General features: G+C 63.6%; 21 protein-coding genes. 9 read left to right on the top strand and 12 right to left on the bottom strand.

Annotation, left to right across the window (positions count from 1 at the left end):
• Nucleotides 1-6: 6 nt before the first annotated feature.
• Nucleotides 7-237, bottom strand: a complete 231-nt coding sequence (locus tag FEF27_RS11370; protein WP_138171016.1) for a CsbD family protein — start codon at nucleotides 235-237, stop codon at nucleotides 7-9.
• Between the two features lie 211 nt (nucleotides 238-448).
• Here FEF27_RS11370 and ectA point away from each other — a divergent pair, with 211 nt between their 5' ends.
• From ectA to FEF27_RS11405, 7 genes are all read left to right on the top strand, one after another.
• Nucleotides 449-973: a diaminobutyrate acetyltransferase gene (ectA, locus tag FEF27_RS11375; protein WP_138171017.1), complete on the top strand. Its 525-nt coding sequence runs from the start codon at nucleotides 449-451 to the stop codon at nucleotides 971-973.
• A 47-nt stretch (nucleotides 974-1,020) separates the two neighbouring features.
• Nucleotides 1,021-2,307 carry a diaminobutyrate--2-oxoglutarate transaminase gene (gene ectB / locus FEF27_RS11380; RefSeq protein WP_138171018.1) on the top strand — a complete coding sequence of 429 codons (1,287 nt, stop codon included), beginning with the start codon at nucleotides 1,021-1,023 and terminating at the stop codon, nucleotides 2,305-2,307.
• Nucleotides 2,308-2,345: 38 nt separating this feature from the next.
• Nucleotides 2,346-2,738, top strand: a complete 393-nt coding sequence (locus FEF27_RS11385; RefSeq protein ID WP_138171019.1) for an ectoine synthase — start codon at nucleotides 2,346-2,348, stop codon at nucleotides 2,736-2,738.
• Between the two features lie 96 nt (nucleotides 2,739-2,834).
• Entirely contained in the window at nucleotides 2,835-4,229 is a 1,395-nt protein-coding gene (locus FEF27_RS11390; protein ID WP_243729214.1) for a TrkH family potassium uptake protein, read from the top strand.
• Entirely contained in the window at nucleotides 4,222-4,890 is a 669-nt protein-coding gene (locus FEF27_RS11395) for a potassium channel family protein (RefSeq protein WP_424991684.1), read from the top strand. Before FEF27_RS11390 ends, FEF27_RS11395 begins: the two co-directional genes overlap by 8 nt.
• Nucleotides 4,891-4,952: 62 nt before the next feature.
• Nucleotides 4,953-6,098, top strand: a complete 1,146-nt coding sequence (locus FEF27_RS11400) for an acetoin utilization protein AcuC (RefSeq protein ID WP_424991685.1) — start codon at nucleotides 4,953-4,955, stop codon at nucleotides 6,096-6,098.
• 233 nt (nucleotides 6,099-6,331) lie between these two features.
• Nucleotides 6,332-7,852 carry an asparagine synthase-related protein gene (locus FEF27_RS11405; RefSeq protein ID WP_208009834.1) on the top strand — a complete coding sequence of 507 codons (1,521 nt, stop codon included), beginning with the start codon at nucleotides 6,332-6,334 and terminating at the stop codon, nucleotides 7,850-7,852.
• Between the two features lie 36 nt (nucleotides 7,853-7,888).
• On the opposite strand, the gene FEF27_RS11410 is transcribed toward FEF27_RS11405, so the two are convergent.
• The 5 genes from FEF27_RS11410 to glsA all read right to left on the bottom strand — a co-directional run bounded on the left by FEF27_RS11410 (nucleotide 7,889) and on the right by glsA (nucleotide 13,394).
• Nucleotides 7,889-8,827 carry a glycine betaine ABC transporter substrate-binding protein gene (locus FEF27_RS11410; protein WP_138171020.1) on the bottom strand — a complete coding sequence of 313 codons (939 nt, stop codon included), beginning with the start codon at nucleotides 8,825-8,827 and terminating at the stop codon, nucleotides 7,889-7,891.
• A 74-nt stretch (nucleotides 8,828-8,901) separates the two neighbouring features.
• Nucleotides 8,902-9,678: an ABC transporter permease gene (locus FEF27_RS11415; RefSeq protein WP_138171021.1), complete on the bottom strand. Its 777-nt coding sequence runs from the start codon at nucleotides 9,676-9,678 to the stop codon at nucleotides 8,902-8,904.
• On the bottom strand, nucleotides 9,675-10,868 hold the full coding sequence (locus FEF27_RS11420; RefSeq protein ID WP_138171022.1) for a betaine/proline/choline family ABC transporter ATP-binding protein: 1,194 nt from the start codon (nucleotides 10,866-10,868) through the stop codon (nucleotides 9,675-9,677). Before FEF27_RS11420 ends, FEF27_RS11415 begins: the two co-directional genes overlap by 4 nt.
• Complete coding sequence (locus tag FEF27_RS11425) at nucleotides 10,865-11,509, bottom strand: ABC transporter permease (RefSeq protein ID WP_138171023.1); 645 nt, start codon at nucleotides 11,507-11,509, stop codon at nucleotides 10,865-10,867. The genes FEF27_RS11420 and FEF27_RS11425 overlap by 4 nt, the downstream gene beginning before the upstream one ends.
• Nucleotides 11,510-11,579: 70 nt before the next feature.
• Nucleotides 11,580-13,394 (bottom strand): glutaminase A, encoded by a 1,815-nt coding sequence (gene glsA / locus FEF27_RS11430; RefSeq protein ID WP_138171024.1) that lies wholly within the window; start codon nucleotides 13,392-13,394, stop codon nucleotides 11,580-11,582.
• Between the two features lie 189 nt (nucleotides 13,395-13,583).
• Here glsA and FEF27_RS11435 point away from each other — a divergent pair, with 189 nt between their 5' ends.
• Nucleotides 13,584-13,679 carry a 30S ribosomal protein bS22 gene (locus FEF27_RS11435; RefSeq protein ID WP_022873036.1) on the top strand — a complete coding sequence of 32 codons (96 nt, stop codon included), beginning with the start codon at nucleotides 13,584-13,586 and terminating at the stop codon, nucleotides 13,677-13,679.
• 76 nt (nucleotides 13,680-13,755) lie between these two features.
• Nucleotides 13,756-14,022, top strand: coding sequence for a glutaredoxin family protein (locus FEF27_RS11440; RefSeq protein ID WP_138171025.1), 267 nt, complete (start codon nucleotides 13,756-13,758; stop codon nucleotides 14,020-14,022).
• Nucleotides 14,023-14,122: 100 nt separating this feature from the next.
• Here FEF27_RS11440 and proC read toward each other — a convergent pair whose 3' ends face one another.
• The 6 genes from proC to FEF27_RS13380 form a co-directional block, all read right to left on the bottom strand.
• On the bottom strand, nucleotides 14,123-14,962 hold the full coding sequence (gene proC, locus FEF27_RS11445) for a pyrroline-5-carboxylate reductase (RefSeq protein ID WP_138171035.1): 840 nt from the start codon (nucleotides 14,960-14,962) through the stop codon (nucleotides 14,123-14,125).
• Nucleotides 14,963-15,088: 126 nt separating this feature from the next.
• Nucleotides 15,089-15,964: a potassium channel family protein gene (locus FEF27_RS11450; RefSeq protein WP_138171026.1), complete on the bottom strand. Its 876-nt coding sequence runs from the start codon at nucleotides 15,962-15,964 to the stop codon at nucleotides 15,089-15,091.
• Nucleotides 15,965-16,073: 109 nt separating this feature from the next.
• Nucleotides 16,074-19,220 carry a type I restriction endonuclease subunit R gene (locus tag FEF27_RS11455; RefSeq protein ID WP_138171027.1) on the bottom strand — a complete coding sequence of 1,049 codons (3,147 nt, stop codon included), beginning with the start codon at nucleotides 19,218-19,220 and terminating at the stop codon, nucleotides 16,074-16,076.
• A gap of 49 nt (nucleotides 19,221-19,269) precedes the next feature.
• A complete protein-coding gene (locus FEF27_RS11460) occupies nucleotides 19,270-19,698 on the bottom strand; it encodes a PIN domain-containing protein (RefSeq protein ID WP_138171028.1) in 429 nt (142 codons plus the stop codon).
• 6 nt (nucleotides 19,699-19,704) lie between these two features.
• A complete protein-coding gene (locus tag FEF27_RS11465; RefSeq protein WP_138171029.1) occupies nucleotides 19,705-19,911 on the bottom strand; it encodes a type II toxin-antitoxin system VapB family antitoxin in 207 nt (68 codons plus the stop codon).
• A 58-nt stretch (nucleotides 19,912-19,969) separates the two neighbouring features.
• Nucleotides 19,970-20,131 (bottom strand): hypothetical protein, encoded by a 162-nt coding sequence (locus tag FEF27_RS13380; RefSeq protein WP_166430009.1) that lies wholly within the window; start codon nucleotides 20,129-20,131, stop codon nucleotides 19,970-19,972.
• Nucleotides 20,132-20,213 lie beyond the last annotated feature (82 nt).

The raw sequence follows: 20,213 nt of genomic DNA on the forward strand, positions 1-20,213 counted from the left end.
CTCCACTCACAGCTGGTTGTCTCGGTTGTCTTGGTCGTCGTCGCGGCCGAACAGCGCACCTTCAGCCTGACCCTTGGCGTCCTTGACGGACTCCGCGGTGTCCTTGCCTTTGCCCTTCAGCTTCTGCGCCTTGCCTTCGCCCTGCAGCTGCTGGTTGTCAGTGACTTTTCCGGTCGTTTCCTTCGTCGCGCCGCTGACCTTGTCTTTGGCTGCGTCAAATTTGTCGCCGAGACCCATGGGATCTCCTTTCGCTCGGGAACGGTACACACCTGACGCTACCGTCGTGATCACCACATGTCACCAGGTCAGAGCACACTCACAGCCAATCGTGAGTCGTTCTCCGGGTTCTACAAAGCTAGGCTGAGGCCACCCGCGGCAGTCTGGGAGTCCGCCGGGAAAACGGTACGGCCTCCTCCTCTCCCGGCGGAACTTGCTAATGTGGTCAGGGATGAATGCCGACGACAGCTCTGCCCACGCAGATGAACTCATAATCCTCCGTGCCCCTACGGTGGCCGACGGTGCGGACCTCTGGCGGCTTGCCAAGGGGACCGGAGTGCTGGACACCAACACGCCGTACGCGTACCTCCTATGGGCACGGGACTTTGCTTCCTCCAGCGTGATCGCCGATGTGGAAGCAGAACCAGCAGGATTTATCTCCGGGTATCGCAAGCCGTCGGACCCGGAGACGCTGTTCATCTGGCAAGTGGCTGTGGACTCGGCATTCCGTGGCCGAGGTTTGGCGAAGAAGATGCTCTTCGAGTTGGTTCAGCGCACTGGCGCGACCCGCTTGGAGACGACCATCACCGCAGACAATGATGCGTCTATCGCGTTGTTCACCGCCCTGGCGCGGGAACATGGCACGGAGATCGAGAGGCGATCCCTGTTCACCGAGGACCTCTTCCCCTCAGCGGAAGAGTCCGGCGAGGCTCATGCCGCAGAGGACCTCTACATCGTAGAGCCCCTGAACCGCTGACCTCACCCATCGTTCACCACTAGTAAGTAAGAGGACTGAGAGAGACTATGGCTACTGACATTTTTGAGACCCGCGAATCCCAGGTGCGCAGCTACAGCAAGAACTGGCCCGCCGTGTTCGACAAGGCGGAGGGCTGCTACCAGTTCACAGAGAGCGGATCCCGCTATCTGGACTTCTTCTCCGGGGCCGGGGCGCTCAATTACGGACACAACCACCCCGAGCTGCGGGACCTGGTGGTGGACTATGTGGCCAACTCCGGCGTCACTCACTCCATGGATATGAACACCCCGGCCAAGCGGCGGTTCCTCGAAACCTTTGAACGGGTCATTCTGGAGCCCAGAAACCTCGACTACAAGGTCATGTTCCCCGGTCCCACCGGCACGAACACCGTGGAGGCCGCACTGAAGCTGGCCCGCAAAGTGACCGGCCGGCAGCACATCCTGTCCTTCACCAACGCCTTCCATGGGATGACCCTCGGCGCACTCTCCGTCACGGGCAACTCCATGAAGCGCAAGGGTGCAGGCATCCCGCTGACCAACTCCTCGAAGATTCCCTACGACGACTACTTCGACGGCGACATTCCTGACTTCCTCTGGTTGGAGAAGGTGCTGGAAGACTCCGGCTCCGGAGTGGACAAGCCAGCAGCTGTCATCGTGGAGACCGTGCAGGGCGAGGGCGGACTCAACGCCGCTCGCATGGAGTGGCTGAGAGGATTGGCCAACCTGCTGCGCCGGCACAACATCCTGCTTATCGTCGACGACGTCCAAGCCGGGTGCGGGCGGACCGGCACCTTCTTCAGCTTCGAAGAGGCCGGGATCGTGCCGGATATTGTCTGCGTCTCAAAGTCCATCTCCGGCTACGGCCTCGCCATGGCGCTGACTCTGTTCAAGCCGCAGCTGGATGTGTGGGAGCCCGGGGAGCACAATGGCACATTCCGCGGCAACAACCTGGCATTCGTCACCGCAGCGCGGGCCTTGGAGCTGTTCTGGTCGGATGACTCCTTCCAGAAGGAGCTTGCCGGGAAGATCGATGAACTGCACGCCGGGATGGCTAAGATCGCCGAGCATGTCAAGGGTGCGGGCATCCGCGGCCGCGGGTTCCTCTCCGGCATCTATTTCCCCGACGCTGACACCGCTGGCAAGGTTGCCGCCGAGGCGTATAAGCGCAATATGCTGGTCGAGACATCCGGGCCCAAGGACGAAGTCATCAAGCTCATGCCTCCGCTGAACATCGGCTCTGAGGACCTCCAGAAGGGCCTGCAGATCCTGGAAGAGTCCGTGCTGGCCGCCACCGGTCAGCTCGGCGAACCCAGCCGACTGCGTCCGCCGCACTGAGGACCCCCACACGCTTTCACGAACTGAACGGAGAATCCATGTACACACTGCACATCGATGACCTCAACGGCACCGATCGTGACATCCAGACCCCCAATTGGCGCTCACGCAGGATGGTGCTGGGGAAGGAGAAGGTCGGCTTCTCCCTCCACGAGACCACTCTCCACCCGGGTACCGACAACGAATTCTGGTACGCCAACCACGTGGAGGCTGTCTACTGCGTGGGGGGCAAGGGCAAGCTGACCAACCTCGAAACCGGTGAGGAGCACCAGGTCACGGACGGGTTCCTGTACCTCCTGGACGGCCACGAGAAGCACCGGTTGCAGGTGGAGGAAGAGCTGCGCATGGTCTGCGTCTTCAACCCCCCGGTCACCGGGCGTGAAGTCCACGACGAGAACGGCGTCTACCCCTTGGTGGTCGAAGAGGACTGACACCACCGGCAGCCACAGTGCTGTCTTCTGGATCAAGGTTGAGGCTCGGCTGGAAACAGTCGAGCCTCAACGCGTTCATAGGCGTACGATGGCCCCGTGCCACAAGGGGACGCCGAACCGCGCCATGCGCGCTCACTCTGGAAGAGGACCACCGGGATACTGAGCAGGAGCTCGCAGTCCTCTCCGCCGCGCGCCGCGCTGCTGATCTTCGCGATCGTCATCGGGTTCTTCACCGCCCTGCTGATGCTGCCGTGGGCCACTCCCGGACGGAGCTCTGCTGCCCTGCACGATGCCCTTTTCGTCGCGACCTCCGCCGTCACGATCACGGGCCTGACCCCGGTCAACACCGCCGATGATTGGACCCTGGGTGGTCAAATTGTCATTCTGATCGGCATCCAGGTCGGCGGTCTCGGCATCGTCACTACTGCGGCGCTGTTGGCGGTATCCGTGACGCGCCGTTTAGGTCTACGCACCCGGCTGGTCGCCCAGGAGGGCATGTCCACCGGCCGGTTGGGCGAGGTGGGTCACCTGCTGAAAACTGTCATTGTCTGTTCTGCAGTGGTCCAAGGCGCTCTGGCCGCTGTGCTGATCCCTCGGCTGATCTCCCTCGAGGGCGACGTCGTCCGTGGCGCCTGGTACGGCCTGTTCTACGCCATCAGCGCGTTCAACAACGCTGGGTTCGTCATCCACTCCGACGGGCTGGGCGGGGTGGACAATGACCCCCTGGTGGTGTGGGTGATCATGCTCGGGGTCTTCGTGGGCAGCCTGGGCTTCCCGGTGCTGTACGTGCTGTGGAAGTACCGGTGGCACTTCCAGCGGTGGAGCTTGCACACCAAGCTCACCATGGAGGTGACCACGATCCTGCTGTTCGTCGGCGCTGCGATCTACGCGTTCCTGGAGTGGAACAACACCGCCACCATCGGTGACATGACCTGGTTGGAGAAGATCCAGGGCTCGCTGTTCGCCTCTGTGAACATGCGCTCCGGGGGCTTCTCGGTGGTGGAGTCGAATCTGGAGCACTCGGAGACCATGTTGGTCTCCGACGCCCTGATGTTCGCCGGCGGAGGGTCCGCCTCCACCGCAGGCGGCATCAAGGTCACCACCCTCGCGGTGATCTTTCTGGCTTTCCTGGCTGAGGCCCGCGGTCATGAGGAATCCTCCGCCCACGGCCGCACCATTCCAGCACAGGTGGTCCGGGTCGCGGTCTCCGTGGTGGCGATGGGAGCCACCGCCGTGCTGCTGTCCACCCTGGCACTGATGACGTTCAGCGGTGAGGACATGGGCCGGCCGCTCTATGAGTCGATCTCTGCCTTCGCCACGGTGGGGCTCACCTCCGGCATGACCGAAGAGCTCCCTCCAGAAGGGCTTTATGTCCTGGTCGCGCTGATGTTCACCGGCCGCGTGGGAATCATCACCTTCGCCGCGGCCCTGACCGTCCGCCAGAAACGAGTTCGTTACCGCTATCCGGAAGGAAGGCCGATCATTGGCTAGGAATCAACAAGTCAACAAGCCGGTGCTGCTCATCGGCATGGGACGTTTCGGGATTGCGCTGGCCCAGCAGCTGGTGGACCAGGAAAAGGAAGTCCTGGCCGTGGACCGGCACCGCAGCCTGGTTCAGAAGTACGCCGACGCCCTGACCCACACCGTGGAAGCCGACGCCACCGACATCGAAGCGCTGCGCCAACTCGGGGCAGCCGAGTTCGACTCCGCAGTGGTGGGCGTGGGCACCTCGATCGAGTCAAGTGTGCTCATCGCCGCCAACCTGGTGGACCTCGGGGTGAACCAAGTCTGGGCCAAAGCCATCAACCCCACACACGGGAAAATCTTGACCAGGATCGGCTGCCACCACGTCATTTACCCTGAGCATGACGCCGGCGTCCGGGCCGCCCACCTGGTCAGCGGGCAGATGATGGACTTCATCAAGTTCGACGACGACTTCGCCATTGTGAAGATGCGCCCGCCGAAGGCACTGCAGGGCAAGACGATTGATGAGTCCCAGCCGCGCAAGCGCCACCAGGTCAATGTGGTGGGCGTGAAATCCCCGGGCAAGGACTTCGTCTACGCCCAGCCGGACACGATGGTCTCCCCCGGCGACACCATCGTGGTCAGCGGAGACGTCTCGCGGCTCGAATACTTCGCCGACCACGCGTAGGCTTCTGAGTTGTGACCCGCCCCACCCCAGCGCCCCCCACCACCGTGGTCTGGGACCCCCAGCTGCTGAGTCACCGCTTCACGGCCTCCCACCCCATGGATCCGGTGCGCCTGGAGCTGACCGAACGGCTCAGCCGCGATCTGGGCATTTTCGACGCCGCCCACCTCGCCGTTGCTGGCCCGGACATCGCCGACGACGACGCCCTCGCCACCGTCCACGACCGTGACTACATCTCCGCTGTCCGCGCCTGCTCCACCTCTGGTGAGCCGGCGTCGGCACACGGACTCGGCACTGAGGATGTGCCGGTCTTCGCTGATATGCACACCAGTGCGGCGCGCATCGCCGGTGGCACGCTGCACTTGGCTGAGGAGTTACTCTCTGGCCGCACCCTCCACGGGGTGAACTTCGCCGGCGGGATGCACCACGCCTCCCGTGCCCACGCCAGCGGCTTCTGCATCTACAACGACGCCGCACTAGCTATCCAGCACCTGCTCGACAACGGCACCAGACGGGTCGTCTACATTGATGTGGACGCCCACCACGGGGACGGCACCCAAAGCATCTTTTACACCGACCCCCGGGTGATGACCATCTCGCTCCATCAGAGCGGCGTCAGCCTCTACCCCGGCACCGGCTTTCCCAACGAGTCCGGCACTGGTGAGGCCCTCGGCACCTCGGTCAATATCGCCCTGCCTGCCGGCACCGGCGATGCCGGGTTCCTCCGCGCGTTCCACGCCGTGGTGCCAGCCCTGGTCAGAGCCTTCGACCCAGAGGTGCTGGTCACCCAGCACGGCTGTGACTCCCACGCCGATGACCCGCTGACCGATCTCAATATGAGCGTCGACGGTCAGCGCCAGCTTGCCCTGGATATCAGCCAACTGGCCGAAGAGGTCACCGAAGACCGGTGGATCGCCACCGGTGGCGGGGGCTACAGCATCTACCAGGTGGTGCCGCGGGCCTGGGCGCACCTGACCGCAGTGGCCGCCGGCGCCCCCGTACCGCTGAGCACACCGACCCCCATCAGCTGGCGGGAATACGTCCAGTCCACATTCGGGGTCTCCGCCCCCCAGAGGATGCACGACGACGTCCAATTGTGGTGGAGGACCTGGGAGCTGGGCTACGACCCGGAAGACTCTGTGGATCGCGCGATCATTCAAACCCGCCGGGAAATCTTCCCCCTGCACGGGCTCGACCCCTGGTTCGACTGACCCCGCCTCCTCCCTCCTTTCTCCTGCGTCCCTCCTGCCTCCTTCGTAGAGCGTCTCGGGATGTTGGAAACTCGCCCTACTTTCGAGGGAGTTTCCAACATCCCGAGACGCTGTGCTGCCAGACAGGAGGACCATCTACCGTGCCGGGGCTGCAGGGAGCAAGGGACTGCGGCTAGGCTGAGTGGACACAGCCCAAACGGCCCCGCAGCGGGCCACCACAGGTAGGGAAGCACATGTCAGCGATTGTCGCCGCACACGGACCCACTGATGAGGGCCTCGGCCCGCGGATGTTGGGGAGAATGGCACACCGGGGCCCGGACGGCTCCCAGTCCCGCCAGGTGGGTGACTCCTGGCTCGGCTCCCAATACCTCTCCATCACCGACCCCGAGGGGGGCGCCCAACCGCTCGGCGACGTCCAACAGTCGGTGTGGCTGGTGGGTGACGGACGGATCTACAACTACCGCCGGGTCCGCCAGGAGCTGGGTGAGGATCGGTTCCGCACCCGCTCGGACCTCGAGGCCGCCCTGCAGCTCTACCTGGAACGGGGCCTGCCGGCCTTCAGCCAGCTGTGGGGCAACTTTGCTCTGGTACTTGCCGCCGAGGACGGCCGATTCGTCGCGACCCGGGACGCTTTGGGCATCGCCCCGCTGTACTGGGCAAAGCGCGGCGAGACTGTCCTCTTCGCCTCGGAGCTCAAAGCCTTCGACGACGAGTGGCGGCCCGCGGTGGAGCCCTTCCCTCCCGGTCACGTGTGGACTCCCGAGGGCGGCTTGATCACCGGTCCTACGTTCCCCGGCACTACACCGGTGCTGCTCAACAGTCGCGCCCCGTATGAAGAACCCCCGGCGTGGGTCTTCGATGCCCTGCGGGACACCGTGATCCGTGCGGTGGAGCGCAGCCTCGATGCAGCGGTGCCGGTCGGCGTGCTTCTGTCCGGAGGTGTGGACTCGAGCATCGTCACCGCCGTGGCGGCGAAGCTTGCAGCTGACCGCGGAATGACGATCCCGACCTTCGCAGTGGGAATGCAGGACAGCGGAGACCTGCAAGCTGCCCGAATGGTGGCCGAGCACGCAGGCACAGACCACCATGAGCTGACCTATACGGCCGACGACGCCATCGCCCTGGTCCCGCAGATTGTGGCTGAGCTGGAATCCTTCGACCCCACCCTGGTGCACAGTGCAGTGCCGCACCATATGGTCAGCGAACTGGCAGCCCGTCATGTCAAAGTTGTCTTGGCTGGTGAAGGTGCCGACGAACTCTTTGCCGGCTACGCCCACTACGCGGAGCACAAGACCGGGGCCGCGCTGCATGAAGACCTGCTGTCCACCATTGAGGGTATGCACATCGGTGGCCTACAGCGGGTGGACCGGGTGGCGGGCGCCCACGGGCTCGAGCCCCGGGTGCCGTTCCTGGACTTGGATGTGGTGGAGCTGGCATTGGCCCTGCCCCCGGAGTGGAAGCTGACCGGGCCTGATCGGCCAGCCAAGTGGATGCTGCGCCGGGCGTTCGACGGCTGGCTGCCCGATGAGGTGCTCTGGCGCCGCAAGGAACAGTTCGGTCAGGGCACGGGCATGAACGAGGTGCTGCGTGAGCACTTTGAGCACGCGGCCACCGAGCAGGACCTGCGTGAAGAGGCCGACGTGGTGGACCCACCGCTGCGGACCCGGGAAGAGCTGGCCTACTACCGGATGTTCACTGACACTTTGCCCGGCATCAACGTGGGCCGCACCATCGGCCGCTTTGTGGAGGCCTGACGGGGCTGGACTGCTCCGTCAGACCTCCCAGAGGGTTCAGTCGATGAATCCCTGCTCAGTCAGCCAATCCTCGGCGACGTCGCGGGGATCCTCCCCAGCGGTATCCACCCGGCCATTGAGCTCCATGACGACTTCGTCAGTCAGTGCTTCACTGACCGGCTGGTGAAGCTCCTCAATGACGGGGTACTCATCCAGCGTCTCCTGACGCAGCGTGAGTGCGCCCTCATAGGGGACGAAGAAGTCCTGGTCATCGTCGAGGACGACCAGATCGTTGGCATCGATTCGCGCATCGGTCGAGAAGACTTCGCCGAACTCACAGGAGTCGCCGACCTGCGGGTAGATCAGGTTCAGGTCCAACTCCACGGCTTGGAAATCAACGTCGTATGCCTCCTCGAGTCCGGGCAGCCCGTCATCGCGGTTGATGAACTCCGAGGCGGCACACAGGCGGTTCTGGTCGGGGTTCTCGTCAATGAAGTCGGCGGCATCGGTCACAGTGCTGAGACCGTGTTCGCCAGCGAAGTCCTCCGTGACCGCGATCCGGTAGGTGTTTTCGAAGTTCGCCGGCTCCAACCATGCGATGCCGTTCTCCGCGTCTTCTTCCACCACCGCGCTGTAGAGGTCGTCCGGGAGGTCCTCAGTGGTGTTGCCCAGAATGTCCACCCACCCGGTGCCGGTGTAGTCCCAGTACAGGTCGATCTCCTCCGACTCCAGCGCCGCGCGGACGGTCGCTGTGCCGGAAATGCCGGTCTGGTCCACAATTTCGGCGCCGGCGTCTTCCAGCAGCAGTGCGGAAATATTGCTCAGCACGTGGGATTCGGTGAACTCCTTGGAGCCGACGGTGAACGTTTCACCGGCCAGCTCGCGGTCGTCGCCGTTGTCCCCGTCGTCGCCGTTGCCTCCGCAGGCGCTCAGGGCCAGCACCAGCGCTAGGCCTCCGCCGGCGACGCGGGTGTTCCATACTCTGTTGTTCCTCATGTCTCATTCCTCCTCTGCGGGCCGCGTTGAATGGCCCATCGTGTGGTTGTTCGCTCCAGCGCTGCCGCAGGAGCTCATAGTCCCCTGGGTCGCAGTGCCTCTTCAATCAGCCCCGCAAGATAGTCGATGAGCAGGGCCAGAATCGCGGTCAGCGCGGCCCCGACGATCTGCACAGTGATGCGGTTGGTGGACAGCCCGGCCACGATGATGTCACCGAGCCCGCCGGCGTTGATGTATGTCACCAGCGCCGCTGTCCCGACATTGATGACCAAGGCGGTGCGAATTCCGGCCAGCATCACCGGTATGGCCAGTGGCAGCTCGATCTTCTGCAACACCGTGCTGCGCGACATGCCCATACCGCGCCCGGCCTCCAACACGGACTTGTCCACCTGCTCCAGGCCCACCATGGTGTTCAGCAGCACCGGGACGATGGCGTAGAGCACCAAACCGACAATGGCTGCCGCGAAGCCCAGGAACAGGAACGCCACTGCCAGCAGGACCAGGATGGCGATGGTGGGGACCGCCTGCAGCACGGTGAGCACCGTGACGATGTAGGGCCGGATCCGGCGGGTGAAGGGCCGGGTGAGCAGTATGCCCAACGGGATCGCAATCAGCAGTGTCAGCGCAGTCGAGACGCCCGTGAGCTGGACGTGCTCCCACACGGCGCGGGTGAGCCGGGCGGCGTTGAGCGAGCGCTGTTCGATCGAGTCCAGCTCCTGCAGCGACACGTAGATGTAGAGCGCCAGCAGGGAGAGCCCCAGCACTACCGGCATGACCACATAGTGGCTCAGGCCGGGGGAGCTGGACGCTGCTCTTTCCGGGTGAGCGGTCGGTGGTGCCTGCGTGCTCATGGTTCATTACCCAGACTCGCGCGGGCCTCCGTCACGGCTGACGCGCGCATCGATCGGATGGCGTCGTTGATCTGCTCGATGTCCACCACGCCCTGCAGTCGCCCGGCGTCGTCGACCACCAGCGTGACCGCGTAGCGTGCGGCGATGAGCTCGTTCAATGCGTCACTCAGGGTGGCCCGGGGCTCCACAATCGCTCGCGGAGGCTGCCCGATCTCGCCCAGCGAGGCCCCTTCGGGTGCGCGTTTCAGGTCCTCGGGACCCACCCAGCGGTGCGGGCGGCCCGCCTCATCGACCACAATCAGGGCACTCTCAGAAGAGTTCCGCAGTATCTCCCGGGCCTCAGCCAGGGTGGTGGTCGCTGGCGCAGTCGGCCAGGGCCGAGGATCAATATCCCCCACATGGCTGAGGTTGAGACGTTTCAGTGAGGCGCCTCCACCGATGAACTCAGCGACAAAATCATCCGCAGGTGCCGCCAGGATCTGCTCCGGGGTGTCGTACTGAGCCAGCTCCGAGCCTTCCTTGAAGATCGCAATGCGGTCACCCATCTTGATGGCCTCGTCAATGTCGTGGGTGACGAACACGATCGTCTTGCGGACTTCGCTCTGCACCCGCAGGAACTCATTCTGCAACCGGTCACGGGTGATGGGGTCGATCGCGCCGAACGGCTCATCCATCAGCAACACACTAGGGTCTCCCCCCAGCGCGCGGGCCACCCCGACGCGCTGCTGCTGCCCGCCTGACAGCTGCTTGGGGTACCGGTGCCGGTAAATCTCCGGGTCCATGTTGACCATGTGGAGCAGCTCGTCGACCCGCGCATCGATCCGGCTCTTCTCCCAGCCGAGCAGCTTCGGGACCGTGGCCACATTCTCCCCAATGGTCATGTGCGGAAAGAGGCCGGTCTGCTGAATGACGTAGCCGATGCGCCGGCGCAGCTGGTCGGCGTCAGTCCGGGTGACGTCCTCCCCGTTGAGGATGATCCGGCCAGAGGTCGGCTCAATGATCCGGTTGATCATCTTCATCGTGGTGGTCTTGCCACACCCGGAGGGACCCACCAGCACCACGATCTCACCTTCGTTGATGTCCAGGTTCAGCCCGTCCACGGCATTGCGCTGCTGCCCCGGGTAGTGCTTGGTGAGCTTCTCGAGGCGGATCATCACCTGACGGGTCTCATGTGAGTCTGCAGAGGTCATTGGATTCCTTTGGATGTCGTCAGCTTCCGGGCGGTGTAGAACAGCAGGTCGAACAGCACCGCCAGGATCATCACGCCCAAGGCCCCGGCCAACACCAGGTTGACCGCCACCGGCGTTCCGACTCGGGCCAGACCGGTGAAGATGAGGTCGCCGTATCCGGGTCCGTTGATGATCGCGGCAATGGCGGTGATGCCCAGCAGCACCAGCGTGGTGACCCGGATCCCGGTGATGATCACCGGCCAGGCCAGCGGCAGTTCGATCCGCAGCAGACGCTGCCGGCGGCTCAGTCCCATCCCCTTGGCTGCCTCCAGCACCGCCGGGTCGACGCCGCGGAGCCCGGTGATGGTGTTACGCACCACCGGCATCAGCCCGTAGAGCGTCAGCGCCACCACAGTGGGCGGCCAGCCCAGCCCCAGCGGACCCAACAGCAGGATGAACAGCGCGAAGGAGGGAATGGTGAGGATTGCTCCGGTGACGGCCAGAACAGTTCCGCGAGCGCGCGCGTTCTGATACGTGGCGATCCCGAGGGTGACGCCGATGATGGTGGCCAGCAGCACCGAGAGAGCGACGACGCCGGCATGCTCAAGCCCCAGCTCGACCATGTCGGACGAGCGCGTCTCGAGAAACTCAAGAAAACTCAAGCCTCCGCCTTTCTTCGAATCTCGGGTATTTCTGCTGTACGTCTTCTGGACAGGCTATCGCCTAATGGCGCTAGTAGTAGTCCCGAATCAGCGAGGTGACCTCGCGCATGTACTGATCGACCCGCGTGAAGGCCTCTCTGGTCAGCGCACGCCACATCTCTCCGGCCAGCCGCGGGTCATGCTTTTCCAGATGGTCGATGGTGGCAGCGCTGAGCACTTTGACCTCCACCGCCCCCTGCGCCCGCTGGGTGACTTCCTGGCGCTGTTCGCGGCCCAGGGCCAGTTCACCGAAGGTCATCCCCGGTCCCAGCGTGCCGAGCTCAACCCGGTTGCCCTCGGCGTCACGGGCGGTGGTCGTGATCCTTCCGGAGACGATGAAGTACACCCCGTCGAAGCGCTGACCCACCCGGCGCACCACCTCAGCGTCCTGGTAGAAGCGTGACTCCATGTGCCGTTCCAGCTCTTCGGCCTCCGCCACCGACAGGGAGGATATTGCCGCAGCCTCGGTAACGGGCACTTTGCTGGGGGTGGACAGCTCCGGAGAGTGCCGTTGGAGCAGCTGATCCTCGCAATGGGCGATCGCCATGCTCCGCGTGAGGAAAATAGTGGACTCCTCTGCACCCACAGCCGTGGCGAGTCGGTCCTCAGGGTCCACAAAGACCAGCTCACGGTGGGCGTGGCGCAGCTGCTTTTCCAGCGTAGCCAGCATGGTGTGTGACATGGTGCTGACCTCGTCCACCCGACGGGCGTCCAGCACCACAAACTCCACGGCTTCGTCGAGGCTGCTGAGCTCCCGGATCACCGACTCTGTCCCGGCGAAGAGCAGGTCACCGGTCAGTTCAACCACGACCCCCCGGTCGCCCAGCTCACGCAGGATGGCCGCCGCCTCATCAGTCCGGCGGACCGCCGAGGGCACATAGGCAATCGAGTGGATGGCGCGGATGGCAGAGCGTCCAGCCCGGGCAGAGCGCACAAAGTGCATCTCCATGTCAGCTGACATTCGCCGGCAGGTGGCCTCGCCACGCACGCTGGTGCCATGGACGTCCAGGGGCGGAGAGAACACGGCCAGGCCAGCCTGCCCCGGCAGCACCGCGAGGGTCCCCCCGCCGACACCCGACTTCGCAGGCATACCGACCGAGGCGACCCAGTCCCCGGCGTTGTCATACATCCCGGAGGTCATCATCACCGAGAGCACGCGCTCCACGGCCTCCACCCCTAGAGCCTCGTGCCCAGTGACCGGGTTGGTCCCACTGTTGGCCAGGGTCGCTGCCATCAGGGACAGGTCCCGGCAGGTGATCTGGACAGCACACTGGCGCAGGTACGTTTCCAGCGCGGTGGTGGGGGGCGATTCCAGGAGGCCGAAGGAGCTCATCAGGTAAGCCAGCGCGTGGTTATGGTCGCTGTTGCGCCGCTCGGCGGTGTAGACCCCCCGGTGACTGGCGAGCTGGCGGTCGGTGAACCCGGAATAGAAGTCGGCAATGCGGTTGATGGCGGTCTTGCCGCCTGCGCCCTTAATCAGCGACGCCACCGCCAGCGCCCCGGCATTGATCATGGCGTTGGCGGGCCGGCCCGTCTTCGGGGCCAGCGAAATTTCAGTGAAGGAATCCCCTGAGGGTTCGACGTCGACCTTTGCATCCACGGTCTCCAGCCCATGTTCCTCCAGCGCCAGCCCATAGCTGAAAGGCTTGGACAGCGACTGCATGGAGAACTCTTTGCTGGTGGTGCCGACTTCATAGACGTACCCGTCCACAGTGGCCAGGCAGATGCCGAAGTCCTCGGGGTCAACGCGGCGACCCTTGGGCGCGACGGCATAGGGCTGGCCCTCTCGCAGCTCCGCGATCTCTGCGTGGAGCTGGTGCAGGTACTTCTCAATGGGAGAGTTCATTGGTAGACATCGTACGGGGCACCGCCCTCGGCCCTGCCGCCTGCGCCGACTCGGCCGCGCTGCCGCCACCAGCCACCCGGGCCTGCCTGGTTAGCCCTTCACCAGCAGAGTCGGTAGACTTCCCCAAGACCTTTTTGGCCTACGGGGCAGGTAGTTGCTCCACCCACCGACGTAAGGACTGTTCACCCTATGGGCTCAGTGATCAAGAAGCGCCGTAAGCGCATGGCGAAGAAGAAGCACCGCAAACGTCTGCGGAAAACCCGCCACCAGCGGCGCAATAAGTAGTACAAGTTTCACGCACGGCCCCGGCTCCGGCCGGGGCTTTTGCGTTTCCGGTCCCCTCCCCCGGCAGGAGCTACCTATGTCTGAGTCGTCCGGCGTCGTCGTCGATGTGCTCACCCGGCCCGAGTGTCACCTCTGCACGGAGGCGCTGCGGGTCACTGCGGAAGTGTGCGCGGAGTTCGGCCTCACGCCCCAGGAGACCACTATTGAGCACGACGACGCCCTGCGCGCCCAGTTCTCCGAAGAGATCCCGGTACTGCGGATCAACGGGAAGGTCCGGGACTTCTGGAAGATTGACCCGGTGCGGCTGCGTCGGCTGCTGGCCGAGGCCACTGCCAGCCGCTGAGCCGGATTCACTGGCGCCGACTGGCCCCTGGCGCCCTCACTGGCCGAATCTGCCGCTAATTCGACGTCGCTGAGCCGGCTGAAGCGGCATATTCGGCCAGTCAGCCGCGCAGCTGGGCAGTGATCTCTGCCGCGCGCGCGGCACTGGCCTGCGCGCCGGCCCGGATGGTGGCGTCCATGCCTGCGGCGTCGAAGGTCTCGATAGCCTTTTGCGTGGTCCCGTTGGGGCTGGTCACGTTGCGCCGCAGCTGGGCGGCGTCGTTCTGTCCGCGGTTCTCGATGAGCATTTTGCCGGCACCGTAGATGGTCTGGGCGGCGAGGTCCGCGGCCAGTTCAGGGTCCAGGCCCATCTCCACACCTGCGGCGGCCATATGCTCGGCGAGGTAAAACGCATAGGCCGGGCCGGAGCCGGCCACGCCGGTCAGCGCGTCAATCTGCTGTTCGTCCAGCACGTGGACCGAGCCTGCGGCGCCAAGCAGCTGTGCAACCATCTCGGTCTGATCGTGGCCCACGGCCGAACCGGGCGACAGGCCCACCACTCCGGCCCCGACTGACATTGGCGTGTTCGGCATCGCCCGCAGGACGGGCTGGCCCGGGGCCAGGGCTGACTCCATCATCTCTACCGTGACGGCCGCGGCGACGGAGACCACGACGGCCTGCGGCTGGAGTGCGTCTTTGATCCCGGAGCAGAGGTCTACGATCTGGTGTGGCTTGACCCCGAGGAAAACCACGTCCGCCTGGGCTGCTGCGGTGGTGTTGGCAGCGTCGTCGTGCTCCTCAGAAAGCACAGTGACCCCGTATTGCTGCGAGCGCTGCTGCGCCGAGGCAGCCGAGCGTGCGGTGCCGACGACGTCTTCGGTCGGCACTCCAGAGCCCAACAGACCGGTCAGAATGGCGCCGTTCATGGACCCCAGCCCGAGCATGGCGATCTTGGTCATAATGCTCCTTTCAAAGTGCGGCTGCCGGGCGCCCGCTGGCGCTGGGCTGCCAACCTTCCTCCCCGACCCATCCACCCACTCTACAAGTCCGCCCAAGGCCCAGCGCCGCGACTCCCACCCTCGGGTGGTCTACCCCTGGTTCTGGGTGGAATGCGCCGCGGCGTAAGCGTCAATGACCTCCTGCGGAGCCTCGCCGGGGAGCCGGAAGTCCTGGTGCAGCTGGCGGGTCAGTTTCTCCAGCGCGGCACTCAATTGGTCAGCCCGCAGCCGCACCGACTCCTCCGGCCGCTCCAAGGCTGCATCGCGAATACGCAGTGCGTACGGAAGCTGACTGGACAAAGACTGATGGTGGTCCGTCTCCAGAAAATAGAAGACCTCAGCATGCTGCGTGAGGTCCACGCGGACCAAGCCGATCGCTTCCATGAGGGACTCAAGGGTTCTGCACACCGCGTCCGGTTCCACCCTGGCCACGTGGTGTGCGAAGTCGGCATCAGCCGGGGACCTCAGGTCCAGCGCCAGCGAACGGCGGCGAGCCAGCGGAGGAAAGATCTGACTGAACCACGTCAAAGCGGCTGTGAGCAGGGCGAATCCCGTGATGGCCTGCAACGGTCCCAGAATCCGCGGCGCCGACTGGGTCGGGACCAGGTCTCCATAACCGAGCGTGGACACGGTCACCATGGAGATATAGAACGCGTCCAGCACGTGCGTATGGGTCGCTGGCTCCACCTCAGAGGAATACTCGAACCCCTCGGGAAGATGGGGGTAATAGATCAAGGCCCACCCCACAATTTGCAGCGCCACCCACATCACGATCACGCCCACCATTGCCGCCGGGCCCACAATATGGCCCACCCGGGACCTCAGGACCCTGGTAGCCCTCCACACCGCAGCAAGCAGCCCAGAACTGAGAGATCCTTGCCCTTTGGGGTGGAACAGCGTCTGAAACATATCCCAGAGCCCCACGGCCACCAGCGCCACTCCCGCCAAGGTCAGGACAATACTCATCAGGTCCTCATTTCTGCATGGGAGGGCGGCTGCTTCTGGCCGCAGGATCAGCGTCTCAGCTTAGGGCCCGTAGTCTGGATTAGTCCGACCCCGCGCTGAGGCCAGGGACTTATGCGTGGATGGCGGTCTGTTCGGCCTGGGCGAGCACCAGGTCTATAGCGCCTTCTTGGTGGTCTGGTGGATAGCCGTGGACGGCGAGCAATCGTCTGAGTCTGGAGCGCATGCCGGCCTTCACCGACTCCCGGCTTTGCCAGTCGATGGTGACGGAGGACTGCACAGATTGGACGAGATCAACGGTGATGTCGCGAAGCTTCTCATCACCCATCTCGGTCACCGCCGAACCATTCTGGGCGAGTGCGTCAAAGAAGGCGAGTTCCCCTACTGAGAGCTGCAGCTGTTCGGCGCGCTGCTGTTCGCCCTTCATCTCCTTGGCTACTTCTACCAGTTCAGCAATCACTTCGGCAGCGCTGAGGGCTTGGTTGGTGTACTTGTTGACCGCTGCGTCGAGCATTTCGGAGAATTTGCGTCCTTTGACCAGATTGGTGCGCCGCACGGTTTTGACTTCATCGTTGAGCAGCTTCCGGAGCATGGCCAGGTGGACGTGTTCCTTGTCCTTCTGAGCGGCAAGCCGATTGAGGAAGTCTTCGTCCAGCAGAGACAGCTCCGGTTTCTCTCTGCCTTCGAACCCGTAGACGTCGATGACCTGGTCGGCGGTGATCGCTTGGTTGACGATCTGACTGATGGCAGTGTCCATGTCTTCAGCCCCGGCACCGCCGGAACCGGAGTCTGGGGCTTGGAATTTGAGGATTGCTGCCCGCACTGCAGTGAACAAGGCCACGTCGTCCCGGATGCGGGCCGCTTCATCGCTTGCTCCACAGAGGGCGAAAGCTTTGATCAGCGCAAGGGTCTCATCGAGGAATCTTTCGGTGAGGTTCTTGCCTGCTGATGAATCGGCTGCGCCTTGTTCCAGCACGTAGTTGATCACACGCTGATACATCTCAATGCGTAGGGCATCACTCATCTCTGACGTGACCTTGAAGTTGACCCCGTGCAGCATCGCGCTGACGATCTCGTACTTCTCCTGCATGAAGGCGATCATCTGTTCCAGGGGCACTCCTGTGGTCTCCCGGTCGGAGGGCGAATACTCGGCCAGAGCGTCTTGGAGCTTGGTGAAGATCCCGATGTAGTCGACAATCAGCCCGCCGGTCTTGTCCTTGTAGCGCCGGTTGACCCGGGCGATGGCCTGCATGAGCCCCGCCCCCTGCATCGTTTTGTCCACGTACATGGTGTGCAGGGAGGGCGAGTCGAATCCGGTGAGCCACATATCGCGCACGATCACCAGTTCCAGCTCATCTGCAGGGTTTTTGGCTCGCGCTTTGAGCTGATTCCGCTGCTTCTTGTCATAGAGATGGGGTTGAAAGTAGGCGGGATCTGCCGCGGAGCCGGTCATGACGACTTTGATCTTTCCTGCGGAGGGATCCTCGGAATGCCATTCGGGCCGGAGGGCAGTGATTTTCTCGTAGAGCTCCACCGCAATGCGCCGGCTCATGGTGACGATCATGGCTTTGCCTGCCAGCTCGTCCCGCCGGGCCTCCCAGTGCTGGACGATGTCGGCGGCCACCAGGTCGAGGCGGGCGTCAGAGCCCACTACCGCTTCTAGGCGGGCCCACTTGCTCTTGGCCTTCTGCGCTGCGGACTCTTCGGCTTCTCCGGTGATCTCGTCGGTGAGTTGGTCGAGGGCTTCAAGATCTTCTTTGTCCAGGTCGATCTTGGCCAACCGGGATTCGTAGTAGATCCTGACCGTCGCCTCATCGGCCACCGCCTGTGAGAGGTCGTAGACGTCAATATATTCGCCGAAGACGGCTTTGGTGGACTTGTCGGTGGATTCGATGGGGGTGCCGGTGAAGCCTAAGTAGGTTGCATGGGGCAGAGCGTCGCGCATGTATTTCGCGAGCCCCCCGGTGAACTGCCCGCTCTGCTCATTGAACCGAGTCTGCAGACCGTATTGGGAACGGTGGGCCTCATCGGCGACCACCACCACATTGCGGCGGTCGGTGAGCAGGCGGTCCCCCTGAACTTCTCCCCCGAACTTCTGCAGGGTGGTGAAGATGATGCCTCCGCTGGCCCGGCGTAGTTTGTCGCGGAGGTCCTCGCGGGTCTCGGCTTGCACAGGCGGTTCGGGGAGCACTGAGGCCGGGGCGAAGACCTCTTCGAAGAGTTGATTATCCAGATCTTGGCGGTCAGTGAGGAAGACCAAAGTGGGGTTTGCCATCCGTGGGTCGGCCAATATTTTTCCGGCGAAGAAGACCATTTCAAGACTCTTGCCTGAGCCTTGGGTGTGCCACACGACTCCTCCGCGCTTATCTCCTGTAGGTGAGGAGGCGACGACGACGGACTCCACTGCCTTGTTCACCGCCCAGTACTGGTGGTATTTGGCCACTCGTTTGAAGGTGATGTTCTTCGCCTGACCGGTCGGGGTGGAGGTGGTTTCCTCGGAGAAAACGATGAAGTTGGCCAGCAGGTCCAGGAACCGGTGCGGGGTGAAGACGCCTTTTATGAGTATGTCCAGGGACGCGGTGCCGGTGATGGTTTCGGTTCCGTCAACGGTCTTCCACGGCGCATAGTGCTCGAATCCGGCGCTGAAGGTACCCATGGTTGAGGCGGACCAGTCGCTGATGACGGTCACGGCGTTGGTGGTGAACAGTGAGGGGATGTCTTCACGGTAGGTCTGGACTTGGTTCCACGCAGATTTGAGGCTCGCCCCCAGCGTCGAGGGACTCTTCAGTTCGAAGAGGGCCACGGGGATACCGTTGAGGAAGGTCAGGATGTCGGGGCGCCGGTCCCGGTGCTCGATGACGGTGAACTGGTTGACGGCCACCCAGTCATTGGCGTCCGGGTGGTGGAAGTCAATGAGCGCAAGTCGCTTGGTGCGCTGCTGACCGCCCACGCTGTAGGTGACGGGGACCCCGTGGATGAGGAACTCGTGTTTGCGCATGTTTTCCAGGATCAGGTCCTGGTGTTCTGTGCGCAGGAACCTTTTGGCCGCTTCGCTGTGATGCTCCGCTGTGGCTTCGGGGTTCAGCCGTGCGATTGCCTCCCGGAGTCGGCCTGTGAGGATCGCGTCTTGCCAGTTGTTGCGCTCGGCTTGCGGGGAGTCGGGGGCGATATCGGGACCATGCAGAGTCTCATAGCCCAGTCGGCGCAGGTGGTCGAGTGCAGCGTTTTCTGCTGTCTCCTCGTTGTAGGCGTGCCCCATGCGCCCTCCCTCAACCACTCAAGCGGTTTTTCACTACTCTACAAGTTACTCAGGCGGAGGTCCCCCGGCCGTGTCCGGTCCCGCGTTCGATGATCCATTCGTGTCTGAGGTCGGTGACCTCTGCGATAATCTCGTAATCCTTGTCATAGTGGAGCACTGCAGCCTCGTGCTCGAGTGCGACGGCCGCGATGATGAGGTCCGGGATGTCTCGTCTCCATTGCCCGATCGCGGCCAGCTTCGATTGGATCGTCATGGCAAGCCGCAGAGTGGAGTTCTGCACGGACAGACATGGGAGGGCGTGGAGGAGCTTGGCGCCGTCCTCGTAGTGCTTGGGGCTGCGCGCGGAGTAGAGAATCTCGAGGTTGATGACTTCACAGGTGGCGAGGTTGCCATTGAGCAGCAGTTCTTCATACCGCCGGGCGGCGATCGGGCTGTACTTGGTCTGTTCCTGGGCGGACTTGTCGGCGAGGAAGTACACGGCGTGTCAGCGCCAGGCGTTGTCCATGACCCCGGGCTCGCCGAGGTCGTTTGCCTCGGCACTGCGGAGCCACTCGAGCAGCTTCAGCCGCTCTTTGCGCGCAGCGATCTCACCCAGTGCTCGGTTGACCGTCTCCACTTTCGTCTTGGTACCTAACTCTTCTGCTGCAGCAGTGAGTGCATCGTCGTCTATATCGATAAGCGTGCGCGTCATTTTTCTCACCTCCGTATATCAAGACTACCGCTGATTGATATCGAAATACAGGGGGAGGTCACTTGCGAGCGGTGCGCCCATGCTCGGCCGCGTAGGCCTCCATCACCTCTGCGGGCGTCTGGCCGGTCAGTCGGAAGTCCTTGAGCTTGGAGGTGAGTTCGTCGAGTGCAGCTGCCAGCTGTAGGCCGCTAAGCCGCACCCCTGGATCGAGCCGGTCCATCGCGGCGTCGCGCAGCCGCAGCGCATAGGGCAGTTGCCGGGCAAGGGAGAGACGGGGGTGTCAATTAGTTTGTGTACCGGGT

The sequence above is a fragment of the Nesterenkonia sphaerica genome (genome assembly GCF_005771565.1).
Taxonomy (GTDB): Bacteria; Actinomycetota; Actinomycetes; order Actinomycetales; family Micrococcaceae; genus Nesterenkonia; species Nesterenkonia sphaerica.